We start from the raw sequence: 13,303 nt of genomic DNA on the forward strand, positions 1-13,303 counted from the left end.
GGGCCGCGGCGCTCACCCCCTGCCCGCGGGCGCGGGCACGGCGGGCGCTGGCCGCCGCGGCGGCCCACGTCGCCGCGGGCGTGCCGGCCCGGGTGCCCGACCTGCTGGCCGCCGCCGAACTGGGGCCGCTGGACCGGCTGCAGCAGGCCCACGCCGGCCGACTGCGGGCCAGGGCCTCGGCCATGACCGACTCGGGGAGGGGCGCGGTGCGTCCGCTGCTCGACGCGGCGGACCGGTTCAGGGACCTCGACCCGGCCGTCGCGCGGGAGACCTACCTGGCGGCGTTCGACGCGGCCGTCTGGGCCGGCCGGTACGACGAGGGCGCGCTGCGCCGGGTCGCCGAGGCCGCTCGCGGCCTGCCGCCCGGCGACGAGCCGGGGGAGGTCTTCCTCAGGGCCCTGGTCGACCGGACCGTGGACGGGCCGGTCGCCGTCTTCCCCCGGCTGGCGCGGGCGCTGCGCTCCCTCGGCGCCGAGGAGGACCCGTCCGTCCTGTGGGCGGCCGCGCACGCCGCCGCGGAGCTGGGCGACCTCCGGGCCTGGCTGGACATCGGCGACCGGGCGGTCGGCTTCGCCCGGCGGACGGGAACCCTGTCGCTCCTCTCGACGGCGCTGCCCTTCCAGGCGTCCGCGCTGGGCTTCGCGGGGCGCTTCTCCCAGGCCGGCGAGCTGCTGGCCGAGGCCGCGGCCCTGGAGAAGGACACCGGCGCGGTGACGCGCACGGCCACGGCGGCCTTGATCGGCGCGTACCGGGGGCGGGAGCGGCCGGCGCTGGAGGAGATCGAGGCGCTGGAGCGCGAGGGCGAGCAGCGCGGCCTGGGCCGGCTCGTCGGCGTGGCGGCGTGTGCCCGGGCCGTGCTCCACAACGGTCTGGGCAACTACGCGCTCGCCCTGGAGGCGGCGCGGCGGGGCGCGGAGTACCAGGACCCCGTCGTGCACCTGTGGACCTGTGGCGAGCTGGTCGAGGCCGCGACCCGGGCCGGCGACCCGGACGCGGCGGCCCGGGCGTGCGGGCCGATCGCCGACTGGAGCCGGGCCGGCACGCCGTGGGCCCTGGGCGCGCACGCGGTCGCCCTCGCCCTGACCGGAGCGCCCGAGCGGGCCGAGGACCGCTACCGCGAGGCCGTCGACCGGTTCGGCCGGGGCGGGCTCGGGGTGTTCGAGGTCCGGGCCCGGCTGCTGTTCGGGGAGTGGCTGCGCCGTCAGAACCGGCGCGCCCAGGCCAGGACCGAGCTGAGGGCGGCGCACGCGGCGGCGGTGGAGACGGGTCTGGAGGCGTTCGCCGAGCGGGCCCGGCGGGAGCTGCTCGCCACCGGCGAGACCGTCCGCAAGCGGACCCCCGACGCACCGGTCCTGACCCCGCAGGAGGCGCAGATCGCCCGTCTCGCGGCGTCCGGGCACCCGAACGCGGAGATCGGCGCGCGGCTGTTCCTCAGCCCCCGCACGGTCGAGTGGCACCTGCGGAAGGTCTTCACCAAGCTGGGGATCTCCTCCCGCCGTGAGATCGAGGGCGCCTTCTCCGGCCGGTGACCGCCGGTCGGCGAGGCCGGCCGGAGGGAGGGGGAACCGGGAGGGCGACGGGGGCGTGACCGCCCTCCCGGTGTCCGGGGGCCGCCTTCCGGCGGTGGTGGTGGCGGCCGGTCAGCGGGTGGCGCGGGCCGCCTCCTCGACGACCCCGGCCACCACGCCGGGGTGGGAGAGCGCGACGGAGTGGGACGCGGCCACCTCGGTGGTGCGGGCGTGGGCGCGCTGGGCCATGAACCGCTGGGCGGCGGCCGGGATGTTGAGGTCCTGGGTCGTGACGACGTCCCAGCTGGGGACGGTCCGCCAGGCGGCCGCGGTGGCCTTCTCCTCCAGTGCCGCCTGGGCGATCGGCCGCTGCGACGCGGCGGCCAGCGCGGCCCTGTCGGCCGGGACGTCGGCGGCGAACTGCGCCCGGAACCGGTCCTGCCGGATGTACAGGTCGGTGCCGGTGCTGCCGTCGGCGCCGGTGAACGGCACCGGGTCCAGCGCGCCGGGCAGGGTGGAGCCCGGGAACCGCTCGGTCAGCTGGAGCGCGGACTCGCCCGGCGCGGGCAGGAACGCGGCGACGTAGACGAGGGCCTTGACCCGCGGCTCGCCGACGGCGGCCTGGCTGATCACCGAGCCGCCGTAGGAGTGGCCGACCAGGACGACCGGGCCCTCGACGTGGTCGATCACGCTGCGCAGCGCGGCGGCGTCGGAGGCCGGGCCGCGCAGCGGGTTGGCGGCGGCCACCACCGGGTAGCCGTCGCGGCGCAGCCTGGCGACGACGCCGTCCCAGCCGGAGCCGTCGGCGAAGGCGCCGTGCTCCAGGACGACGGTCGGCTTCGGGCCCCGGTCGGCGGCCGCGTCCCGGTCCGCGGCGTTGGCGGTTCCGGTGACGGCGAACGCGCCGACGGCCGCCACCGTGCCGAGCCCGGCGGCGCCGGCGACGAAGCGGCGCAGGCGGCGGTTCTCGAACTTGGACATGGAAGATCACGCTCCAGGGGAGTCGAAGGGTGTGGTGGGTCCGGCGGCGCTCACCCTCTCCCTCGGCGGGGCCCGGCGGCTTCGGTCAACTGACGTCATGTTCCCGGCCGTTCGGGAGCCCCGGGCGGACTGGCCGACTGAGCGTCAGGTGACTGATGTGGCGCGGGCGGTGCGGCGGCCACAGTGAGGGCGCCATCCCGATTCCGAGGAGAGATCATGAAACGACGGCTTCCGGCCATCGTCGCGGCCTGCGTCCCGCTGGTCGCCGCGACCGCCATCCACACGTCGGCGGCGAGCGCGTCGGGGGAGCTCACGCTCACCACGAACGCCGCCCCGGCGTCCTTCACCTGCGCCCCGTCCGCGTTCCCGGCCCCGGAGGGCACCGCGGTGGAGTCGGTGACCGCGGCCGCCGTCCCGGCCGGCACCTACCAGGTGCCCGGGAGCCCGCCGCTCGGCGGCTTCCCGGTGGCCGACGTCCCGGCGCACTGCGAGGTGACGGTCACCCTGACCCACCCCGGCGCGAACGACCACGCCAAGGTGAACGTCTGGCTGCCGCAGTCCGGTTGGAACGGCCGCTTCCAGGGCCTCGGCGGCAGCGCCTACTCCGCCGCGGACAGCGGCGCCGGGCTCGCCGCGGCCGTCAAGCAGGGCTACGCCGTCGCCACGACCGACGCCGGCGTCGGCGGGCCGCTGGACACCAGCTGGGCGCTGGACGCCTCCGGGCGCGTCAACACGGCGCTCGTGGACAACTTCGCCTCCCGCTCCGCGCACGAGCTGGCGGTGGTCGGCAAGCAGGTGGTGGCCGGCGTCTACGGCACCCCGGCGGCCTACTCCTACTGGAACGGCTGCTCCACCGGCGGCCGCCAGGGCTACATGGAGGCCCAGCGGTACCCGAAGGACTTCAACGGCATCAAGGCCTCGGCGCCGGCCGTCAACTGGAACCAGTTCGAGATCGCCACCCTGTGGCCGCAGGTCGTGATGAACGAGGCGCGCACCTACCCGACCGGGTGCGAGTTCGACGCCTTCAACAAGGCCGCCCTCAAGGCCTGCGACAAGCTCGACGGCCTCGCCGACGGGCTGGTCGCCGACCCGGGGCGGTGCGACTTCAACCCGCGCCGCCTGGTCGGCACGAAGATCCTCTGCGAAGGCAAGCAGGTCACCATCACCGAGGCGGACGCCGACGTGGTCCGCAAGATCTGGGACGGGCCGCGCGACGCGAACGGCAAGCGGCTCTGGTACGGCCTGCCGGTCGGCGCCGACTTCTCGGTCCTGGCGGCCACCAAGACCGAGAACGGGGTCACCACGGGCGCGCCGTTCTTCGTGCCGTCCGTGTGGGCCGCCACCTTCGTCCAGAAGCAGCCCGGGTTCGACACCTCGAAGCTCACCCGCGCGCAGTTCGAGGAGATCTTCCGCAAGGCCCGCGCCGAGTACGACCCGTCCATGGGCACCCGTGACGCGGACCTCTCCGCGTTCCGCGACGCCGGCGGCAAGCTGCTCAGCTGGCACGGCGCGGCCGACCAGGTCATCCCCACCGGGGGCACGGTCGACTACCGCGAGCGGGTGGACGCGAGGATGGGCGGGACGAAGAAGGTCGACGACTTCTACCGGCTGTTCCTGGCACCGGGCGTCTCGCACTGCGGCCTGGACGGCGGCAGGAGCGACGACCTGGCCGCGCTGACCTCCTGGGTCGAGCAGGGCAAGGCGCCGGCGGTGCTGCACGCCACCCTGACCACCGCCACCGGCGAGAGCGTCGCCCGCGACGTGTGCCGCTTCCCGATGGTCTCCCGCTACACCGGCCACGGTGACCCGAAGGCCGCGAGCAGCTTCCGTTGCGTCGACGGCTCGCGCGGCTGACCGGCCCGGACCCGGACCGCGTCCGGGCCCGTCCCCCGGTCAGGGAGGGCGGGCCCGGACGCGTTCGCCGGCCGCCCTGGTGAAGGTGCGCCTGTCGATCATGTCCGATACCTCCTGGACGCTCACCGGTGTCCCACTGTTCCGCCGCCACCGGCCGGACACATCAGTCACATGACGTCGGGGCGGTGGAGGGCGCGCGAATGGCCCTCAGTCATCCGACTGTTCCCGCGCCGCCACCGCTCGGTGATCCTCGAAGGGACCGCCGTGACGCCGGCGGACCGTCGTGCGCGAGCGGAAGGCCTGGCCGTGAAGCAAACCCCCGTCGTCCTGATCCACGGTGCGTGGTTCCACAGGTCCTCCTGGGAGGGTTGGGCCGAACGGTTCACCGCGCACGGCTACGCGGTGTCCGTTCCGGGCTGGCCCGGCGAGGCCGCCACCGCGGGCCGGGTCCGCCACGATCCCGGCCCGCTGCGCGACCTGGGCCTCGCCGCGCTCACGGCCCACTACGAGACGGTCGTGCGCTCCTTCGACGACCCGCCGGTGCTCATCGGGCACTCGGCCGGCGGCCTCATCGCCCAGCACCTGCTCGGCGCCGACCTCGGCCGCGCCGCCGTGGCCCTGGCGCCGCTGCCGGCCGGCCCGGCCCCGCGTCCGGGCTTCGAGCGGCCGTCGGCGGGCCCGGCCGGGCACCCGGGCTTCGAGGCGCTGTCCCCGGCCCGGTTCCGGCACGTCGTCGCCAACGCGGTCGGCGAGGAGGAGGCCGCGCGGCTCTTCGACCGGTACGCCGTCCCGGCCCCGCTGCGGCTGCTCGCGGACCTCGGGCTCGACCGCCCCGGCGCGGGGACGGCCGCCGCCGTGGTGGACCCGGCCGACGCCGGCCGCGGACCGCTCCTGCTGGTGTCCGGCCAGGAGGACCGGATCGTCCCGGACGCCGTGACCCGCTCGGTCTACAAGCTCTACGGGGACTCCCGCGCCGTGACCGATCTGAAGCAGTTCGTCGACCGGGGGCACTCCCTGGTGTTCGACAGCGGCTGGCGCGCGGTCGCCGACCACGTCCTCGGCTGGCTGGCCGGCAACGGCGTCGCGGCCCCGACCCCGCCGCGCTGAGCCCCGGGCCGTCAGATCCGCGGCGCCTCCTCCGCCCGGCTCAGCGCGTCGCGCAGCGCCGCCCGGGCCGTGATGCCCAGCTTGGGGAAGACGCGGTACAGGTGGGAGCTGACGGTGCGCGGCGACAGGTGCATGCGCTCGCCGATCTCCTTGTTCGTCAGGCCGCCGGCGGCCAGGTCGGCGATGCGGCGCTCCTGCCAGGTCAGCGAGGCCAGGTTGAGTGCCGAGACGCGGGACGGGGCGCCGGCGGCGCGCAGTTCGGCCCGGGCCCGCTCGCTCCAGCCGGCCGCGCCCAGCCGCTCGAAGGCCTCGGCCGCCGGGACGAGGTGCTGCCGCGCCGCCGCCCCGTCCCGGACGTGGCGCACCCGGATGCCGTGGGCCAGCCGGATCCGGGCCAGCTCGAACGGGAAGCGGGCGGCGTCCGGGTCGGACTCGACCCGCGCGAACATCTCGGCGGCCTCCCGCTCGTCCTCGGCGGTGATCGCCAGCGCGCCGTGGGTGATCAGCGCCAGGCGGGGCGACACCAGTGGCAGGCCGGCGTCGCGGGCGGCGAGCGCGTGCGCCCGGGCCTGCTCGACGCGCCCGGTGTGCTGGGCGGCCTCGACCAGGTCGAGCAGGGTCCGCGAGGCCTGGTACGCGTAGGGCCGGAAGGTGCCGGGCCGGGTGATGCCGATGGCGTAGAGGTAGGCGCTCTCGTAGTCGCCGGAGCCCAGCGCGGCGGTCGCGCCGGCCGAGTCGGCGACCTGGGTCAGGAAGCCCAGACCGCGGGGGCGGGCCCAGGCGTCCACCTCGGCCTGGAGGTCCCGGGCCCGTGCGACCTGTCCGCGCAGCGCGGCGAGCTGGGCCAGGTACGCGCGGCTCTGGGCGGCGAACAGGTGGTGGCCGCGCTCGACGGCCAGGCCCAGGCCGCGCTGCCCGGTCTCCTCGGCCTCGGCCCACTCGCCGGCCGTCATCTGGTCGAGCATGATCTGGTGCAGCATCACCATGCCGGTGGCCATGGCGCCGGTCTCCAGCTCGCGGTCCACCACCCGCTGGAGGTGGGGGCGGTAGTGGCTCAGGAGGTCGAGGTGGTAGGCGGCCGTGGCGTGCCGGCTGACGTCCCAGGGGTCCAGGTCCGACAGGTCCGCCGCGATCCGGCGCAGCGGCTCGGCCCAGCCCGCCCCGTGCCTGGTCACGTCGCTCCAGGTGCCGCTGTAGAGGCGGACGCGTTCGGTGACCAGGGAGCCCAGCGAGTCGAGGAGCGCGTGGGTGCTCTCCCAGGCCGCGCGGTCCCCGCTGAACTGACTGATCGCCAGGAGCAGGATCACCAGCCGGGTGAGGACCTCGTCGGGTTCGGCGCCGCTGTCGGCGGGCCCGGCGTCCCGCAGCCTCTCGATCGCGGCGGAGACCTGCCGGTGGGTGGAGCGGACGTCCCCGTCCTGGTAGAGCGCCTGGTAGGCGGCCGCCAGCACCGAGGCCGGCGACTCCGTCGTACCGGGCGCGAGGTCCGCCCGGACCAGCCGGTGCGCTTGGCCGAGCCGGGCCGCGTGGGCGGCGACGAAGGCCGCGTCGGCCAGCCGCCGGGAGCGGCCGGCGTGGTTCTCGCTGAGCTCGGCGGCCCGGGTCAGCCAGGCCACGGCGGCCAGTGCGCCGCCGCGCCGGGTCGCCGACTCGGCCGCCGCCTCCAGGACGCCCGCGACGTCGTCGTCCGGGTCGACCGTGGCCGCCGCCAGGTGCGTCGCCCGGCGTTCGAGGTTCTCCCGGTGGACCTGTGCCAGGGCCAGGTGCGCGGCGCGGCGCTGGTTGGGGGTGGCCATCCGCACGACGGCGGAGCGCACCAGCGGGTGACGGAAGACGAGGTCGCCGGTGGCCATCTCGATGTCCAGCAGCCCGGCGGTCACCGCCGGGTCGGCGTCGCGCATCCGGTAGCGGGTGCCGGGGGCGGCGTCGGTGCCGCTGGGGGTGCCGGCGCCGTCGAGCGCGCCCAGCAGGAGTTCCGAGCGGACCGGTTCGTCGAGGGCGGCGATGCGGGTGCCGTACAGCCGTTGCAGCCTTCGGGGCAGCGGCACGCCGCGCCGGCCGATCAGGTCCTCGACCGGGAGGTCGCCCGTCCGGCCGGCGAAGTGGGCGGGCAGTTCCAGCAGGGCCAGCGGGTTGCCCTGGGCCTGCTCCAGCACGGCCCGGCGGACCGGCCGGCTCAGCTCCGGGTACCGGTGGTCGAGCAGCCGGGCCGCGTCCTCGTCGGAGAGGGCGGCGACCGGCAGTTCGGGCAGTGCGGCGGTGTCGAACCGCGAGGCGAGGTCGGTGCGGACGGCGACCAGCAGCCGCACCGGGCCGCCGGCCAGGCGGCGGCCCACGAAGCCGCAGACGTCGGCGCTGGAGTCGTCCAGCCACTGGCCGTCGTCGAGGACCAGGAGCAGCGGCCGGTGGGCGGCGGAGAGCGACAGCAGGCTGAGCACGGCGATGCCGAGCGTCATGACCGAGGGCGGGTCGCCCTGGACCCGGCCGAACACGGCGTCGAACACCGCCCGGGTCCCGTCCTCCAGCCCGGCGGCGTCGGCGAGCAGCGGGTGGAGGAGCTGGTGCAGTCCGGCGTAGGGCAGTTCGGACTCCGCCTCGACGCCGGCGGCCCGGACGACGAGGTGGCCCTCCCGCTCCGCCAGCGCGGCCGCGTGGCCCAGCAGCGAGCTCTTGCCGACCCCGGTCTCGCCCCGCAGGACGAGGGCCTGGCCGGCGGTGGATCCGACGAACTCGACGAGCTCCGCCCGCTCGTCCTCGCGTCCCACCATCGTCGTGGTGACGGACTTCATGGCCCCCCTGCCCTTTCTGGTATCGCTCCCGCCGCGCGGCGGCCCCGGCCGCTCCGGCGCCCGCCGGGCGCGGGTCGGTCGGCGTCCACCGGCCACGATCCCGGGACCACGGGCCTGTCGAACCCGTGTCGAACCCTGGTCCGGACCCGGGCCGGGGGCCAGGGGCCGGCCCCGGCCCGACGGGGAGTCGTCGCGAGCGGGCCGAGCGGAACCGTCCGGTACACCTTGGCGCGGGTCCCGCGCGCGGGGTATCGGTCGGATGACTGAGGCCTTCGTGCCGGGCATCGGTCGGATGGTCGATGCTTCGCGCGGAGCGTCGCCGGACGGGGGCCGGGGGGCCGGGGGCGGCACCGGGTTTCGGGAGGGGCGCGGGGCTGCGCGAGCGGCCCTGCCGCGTAGTCCCGCGGCGGGGCCGCGGCGACCGGGTCGAGGGACCGGAGGACGCCGCCCGACCTGGTGAACTCGGGCCCTCCGTCGATGACTTCGGCCGCCGTGGTCGGGTGGTCGAACGGGGTGGTGACGGGCGTCATGGAGGTGAGCCGTCCTTTCGGTGCCGGCGTGGCCGGCCGGGCGCTCGGAGGGCTCCGGGCCGGAGCTTCCCGGCCGGCTCCGTCCACTCTGTCCCGCGGACGGTGCGCGGGGCATCGGTCACATGACTGCCGTCTTCGCGCCGCGCCCGGCCTCGCGCCGTCGGACGGTGTTCCGGTGCGGCCGTCCGCCCGGCGCCCGCGCGCCCCGTGAACCGGACGCGCCCGCCGTGCTCCGGGCCCGGCGGGCGCGTCGAACCGCCGGTCGCCGCGCGGCGGATGGCCGTCGGCCGTGGCGGGATCGGAGGGTGAGGGGTGGCGCGTCGGGTGGACTCCCCGCCCCGGCGGGGGAGTTGATCATGGAACTCGGGCCGGTCGGGCCCGGGTCCGGCGCCCGGGAGGAGGGTGGGCGGGCTCGCCGGGTGGATCAAGGGGCGGCGGCCTCGCCGGGGTTGGGCGGGACGCTCAGGCGTCGGTGCTGGTGTCGAGCAGGTCGGCCAGCTCGTTCAGCAGTTCCGTGGCGCGGGCCTGGCCGGCGTCGTCCAGGTGCGGGAAGGTCTCGGTGAGGGCGGAGTCGACCGGGCGCTTGCCGTAGTCCTCGAAGGTCTTCTGGTGCGCGTCGGGGTGCAGCCGGACCCGGGTCTGCCGGCGGTCCTTGGCGTCCTTGTTGGCCTGGAAGACCCCGGCCTCGACCAGGTCTTGGACGATCTTGGAGACCCGGCTCTGGGCCAGGCCGGCCCGCTGGCTGATCTCGCCGATGGAGCTGTCCGGGTAGCGGGCCACGTTCTCCAGGACCGCGAGGTCGCCGACGGAGATGGGCGAATCCTCTCCGCCCCGGCTGGCCTTGAGGGCGACTTCCCGGAGCTGCCGGGCAAGTCGGTGCAGTCGCAGAACGTCCATTCGTGGATCCTACCGGTGAGTTCGGGCCGACCTTGCTCTGGCGGGTGCTCGGGACTAAATTATCTCCCGTGATGCATCATCCCGTGATGCATCTGGCGGCAAACCTGTGCCGAAGGAGAAACGTGGGCTGGACTGACTGGGCCGTCTCGCTCGGGCTGATCGCGCTGGTCCTGCGCCAGATCCGGGGGAGGAAGACCACCGCACTCGGTCTGGTGTGGCCGGTGGGGCTCGTGGTGTGGGCGGGATTCGAGTACTTCGGAGACTTCCCCGCGGAGACCTCCGACCTGCTGTTCGCGGGCGCGCTCGGCGCGCTGGGGATCGCGCTCGGCGTCGGCTGCGGCCTGCTGACCAAGGTCCACCGCGAGGGCGAGGACGTCGTCGTCCGGGCGACGCTCCCGGCCGCCGCGCTGTGGATCGTCGGCATGGCCGGCCGCCTCGCGTTCGGCATCATCGCGCTGCACGGCGGAGCCGAGGCGATCGGCGAACTGAGCGAGAAGCTGGACATGCACTCCGCCGAGACCTGGCCGACCAGCCTGATCCTGATGGCGCTGTGCGAGGTGGTCTCCCGCAGCGGGCTGCTGCTGTTCCAGTACTGGAAGGCCAAGCGGAGCCTGCCGGAGCAGGACGCCCCCGCCGCCCGGGAACCCGATGCCTCCCTGGGCTGAGGCGCTCACACCCTGACCGAACATCAGGCCGGAGGCCCGGCTCGGAGCCGCCGCCCGCCTGTGGAACTTCCGAGCCAGGGACGAAGTGATCTGATGAACGACCTGTACGTGGCCGGCGTGGGCGTCTACCTGCCGCCGCGGCAGACCGCCGCCGAGGCCATCGAGGCGGGCGCCTACGACCCGGAGGCCGCGCGCGCGGACGAGGTCGAGTCGGCCTGCGTCGAGACCGAGTTGTACCCCGCCGAGATGGCGGCCGCCGCCGGACGCGACGCGCTCGCGATGGCGGGGGAGGGGTACGGCGAGGTCCGCGCCCTCTTCCACTCCTACGTCGACTACCAGGGCGCCCGCTACTGGCAGGCCGCGCCCTACGTCGCCCAGCACACCGTCGGCGCCTCCGTGCCCTCCTTCGACATCGTCCAGGAGTGCAACGGTGCGATGGGATCGCTGGACCTGGCCGCCCGGTTCGTCAACGGACCCGAGGACGCGGTGCTGGTCACCACCGGCGACCGGTTCGACAACCCGTGGATCTCGCGCTGGTACGGCGACCAGTCGGTGCTCGCCGACGGCGGCAGCGCGCTGCTGCTCAGCGGCGCCGGCGGCTTCGCCAAGGTGCGCTCGCTGGTGACGCTGGCCGAGAACTCCCTGGAGGGCGAGGCGCGCGGCGGCGGCTTCTCCTCCGGCGCCGACCTCTCGCCGGTCGACTTCGAGGAGATGCGCAAGCGCTTCCACGACACCGAGGTCCCGATGCTGGAGCACTACGGGAAGATGGAGGCGCTGCTCCACGCCTGCATCGGCAAGGTGCTCGCGGAGGCCGGGGTCACCGCCGAGGAACTGACGTACGTCATCCCCGTGGTCACCACCAAGTGGCGCACCGAGATCCAGCTGGACCGCTTCCTCGGCCTGCCGCTGGACCGCTCCACCTGGGAGTTCGGCCGGACCACCGGGCACATCGGCACCGCCGACCAGTTCATCGGCCTGCACCACCTGCTCACCACCGGGCAGCTGAAGCGCGGCGACCTGGTGATGCTGCTCGGCGGAGGCACCGGGTACACCCTGACCTGCGCGGTGCTCGAGATCGTCGAGGACCTGTGACGATGGACGCCACCCTGCCCGGACCCGGGCGCCCCTGGGACGACGCCTTCGAGGAACTGCTGCTGTCGGCCCTGCGCGGGCAGGGCTGCGCGGAACCCGACCCCGACACGCCGTTCACCTCCTACGGGATCACCTCGCTGGGAATCCTGAGCCTGGGCCGGACGCTCTCCGACCACTACGGCATCTCCCTGGGCGCGTTCAACGAGCGGGCGTTCCGCACGCCGCGCTCGCTCTGGGCCTTCGTCGGCGAGCACGGCACGGCGGCGTTCCCGGCAGCCCCGGCAGCCCCGGCCGCCCCGGTCGTGCCGTCCGCACCTGCGGCCACCGGGAACGCCCCGGCCGCCGCCGCGGCCGGCCCGGCGGTGTGCGCCCTGGCCGAGCGGTTCCTCGCCTCGGCCCGGCGCCACCCGGACGCGGTGTGCGTGATCGACGGCGCGACGACCTTCGGCTACGCCGAGTTCGCCGTCCAGGCCGGCGCCCTGGCCGAGCGGATCGGCCCGGGCGGCGTGGTCGCCGTCCTCGGCGAGCGGGAGGCCGCCACGTACCGCGGCTACCTGGCGGTGCTGCTGGCGGGGGCCACGGTGGTGCCGCTCTCGCTCGACTTCCCGCCGGAGCGCAACGCCGCCATCCTGGAGCAGGCCGGCGCGCGCTGCGTCGTGGTCGCCGACCGGAGCGACGACCCGCTGGTCGCGGCGCAGCTCGCGGCGCTGGCCGGGCTGCGGCTGGAGGTCGTGGACGGGTCGGCGGTGCCGCCCGTCCCGGCGGCGGCCGCGCTGCCCGTCGCCCCCGTGGCCGACCCGGACGGCGTCGCCTACTACATCTTCACCTCGGGTTCGACCGGGCGCCCCAAGGGCGCCGGGACCACGCGCCGCAGCGCCGACGCCTTCCTGGCCCAGGCGATGGAGACCTTCGAGGTCGGGCCGGGCGACGTCTTCTCCCAGTGCCACGGGCTGACCTTCGACTTCTCGGTGTTCGAGCTGTGGGGCGCGTGGAGCACCGGGGCGGCCGTCCTGGCCGTCTCCCGGACGCAGGCGCTCGACCCGGCGGGGACGGCGGCCCGGTACGGGGTGACGGTGATGGCCTGCACGCCCAGCCTGCTGGAGTCGGCCGGCGCCGCCGGAAACCTCGCGCCGGGCAGCATGCCGGGTACGCGCCACGTGGTGATCGGCGGCGAGCCGCTGCCGGTGGGCACCGTCCGGCTCGTCCGGGCCGCGGCGCCGGACGCGGTCGTCGACAACGTCTACGGCCCGACCGAGGCGACCGTGTGGGTCAGCACCCACCGGATGGCCCCGGGTGACCCGCTGCCCGAGGACCGGATCCTGCCGATCGGCACGCCGGTGCCCGCGATGGAGCTGCGGCTCGGCGCGGAGGGCGAACTGCTGCTCGCCGGTGACCAGGTGTTCGGCGGCTACCTCGACCCGGACCTGAACGCGGCCAAGTTCACCGAGGTGGACGGCCGGCGCTGGTACCGGACCGGGGACGTGGTGGAGCGGGCCGAGGGCGGGCTGCTGCACCACCGGGGCCGGCTCGACGACCAGGTGAAGATCCGCGGCTACCGGGTCGAGACCGGCGAGATCGAGCGCGCCGCCTCGGGCTTCCTCGGCGGGGCGCGCACCGCGGTGCTCTGGGACGCGGACTCGCGCTTCGACGCGGACCTGGTGCTCTGCGTGGAGGCGCCCGAGGTGGACGAGGCCGCGCTGCGCCGCCGGCTGGGGGAGCTGCTGCCCGGCTACATGGTGCCCGGCCGGGTGGTCGCGGTGGAGTCCTTCCGGCTCACCGCCCACGCCAAGCTGGACCGGGCCCACCTGGCCGGGCTCGTCGGACAGGGCGGCTGAGGCACGAGGAAGCCGGCTCGCCGTCCCCCACCGAGGTGTGGTGGG

The 13,303-nt window shown here is 75.7% G+C and carries 9 protein-coding genes; 6 read left to right on the forward strand and 3 right to left on the reverse strand.

Features of this window, described 5'->3' with window-relative positions; all coding sequences use genetic code 11:
- Positions 1-1,529, forward strand: a 1,529-nt coding sequence (locus ACFRMQ_RS27175) for a LuxR C-terminal-related transcriptional regulator (protein WP_380733277.1), incomplete at its 5' end; no start/stop codon positions are given.
- A 111-nt stretch (positions 1,530-1,640) separates the two neighbouring features.
- On the opposite strand, the gene ACFRMQ_RS27180 is transcribed toward ACFRMQ_RS27175, so the two are convergent.
- Positions 1,641-2,489 carry an alpha/beta fold hydrolase gene (locus ACFRMQ_RS27180; RefSeq protein ID WP_380733278.1) on the reverse strand — a complete coding sequence of 283 codons (849 nt, stop codon included), beginning with the start codon at positions 2,487-2,489 and terminating at the stop codon, positions 1,641-1,643.
- A 216-nt stretch (positions 2,490-2,705) separates the two neighbouring features.
- Between ACFRMQ_RS27180 and ACFRMQ_RS27185 the strand changes: the two genes are divergently transcribed.
- The gene (locus tag ACFRMQ_RS27185; RefSeq protein ID WP_380733279.1) at positions 2,706-4,343 is read left to right on the forward strand and encodes a tannase/feruloyl esterase family alpha/beta hydrolase; all 1,638 of its coding nucleotides are present in this window, start codon (positions 2,706-2,708) and stop codon (positions 4,341-4,343) included.
- 306 nt (positions 4,344-4,649) lie between these two features.
- A complete protein-coding gene (locus ACFRMQ_RS27190) occupies positions 4,650-5,450 on the forward strand; it encodes an alpha/beta hydrolase (RefSeq protein ID WP_380733280.1) in 801 nt (266 codons plus the stop codon).
- Positions 5,451-5,461: 11 nt separating this feature from the next.
- Here the strand turns inward: ACFRMQ_RS27190 and ACFRMQ_RS27195 are convergent, their stop codons facing one another.
- Both ACFRMQ_RS27195 and ACFRMQ_RS27200 read right to left on the reverse strand, forming a co-directional pair.
- Positions 5,462-8,239 (reverse strand): AAA family ATPase, encoded by a 2,778-nt coding sequence (locus ACFRMQ_RS27195; RefSeq protein ID WP_380733281.1) that lies wholly within the window; start codon positions 8,237-8,239, stop codon positions 5,462-5,464.
- Between the two features lie 992 nt (positions 8,240-9,231).
- The gene (locus ACFRMQ_RS27200; RefSeq protein WP_380733282.1) at positions 9,232-9,666 is read right to left on the reverse strand and encodes a MarR family winged helix-turn-helix transcriptional regulator; all 435 of its coding nucleotides are present in this window, start codon (positions 9,664-9,666) and stop codon (positions 9,232-9,234) included.
- A 122-nt stretch (positions 9,667-9,788) separates the two neighbouring features.
- Here ACFRMQ_RS27200 and ACFRMQ_RS27205 point away from each other — a divergent pair, with 122 nt between their 5' ends.
- From ACFRMQ_RS27205 to ACFRMQ_RS27215, 3 genes are all read left to right on the forward strand, one after another.
- Positions 9,789-10,331, forward strand: coding sequence for a hypothetical protein (locus ACFRMQ_RS27205; RefSeq protein WP_380733283.1), 543 nt, complete (start codon positions 9,789-9,791; stop codon positions 10,329-10,331).
- 93 nt (positions 10,332-10,424) lie between these two features.
- The gene (locus ACFRMQ_RS27210; protein ID WP_380733284.1) at positions 10,425-11,423 is read left to right on the forward strand and encodes a ketoacyl-ACP synthase III family protein; all 999 of its coding nucleotides are present in this window, start codon (positions 10,425-10,427) and stop codon (positions 11,421-11,423) included.
- Positions 11,424-11,425: 2 nt separating this feature from the next.
- A complete protein-coding gene (locus ACFRMQ_RS27215) occupies positions 11,426-13,258 on the forward strand; it encodes an AMP-binding protein (RefSeq protein ID WP_380733285.1) in 1,833 nt (610 codons plus the stop codon).
- The last annotated feature ends 45 nt before the right edge of the window (positions 13,259-13,303 follow it).

Source organism: Kitasatospora sp. NPDC056783, assembly GCF_042789895.1.
Classification (GTDB): domain Bacteria; phylum Actinomycetota; class Actinomycetes; order Streptomycetales; family Streptomycetaceae; genus Kitasatospora.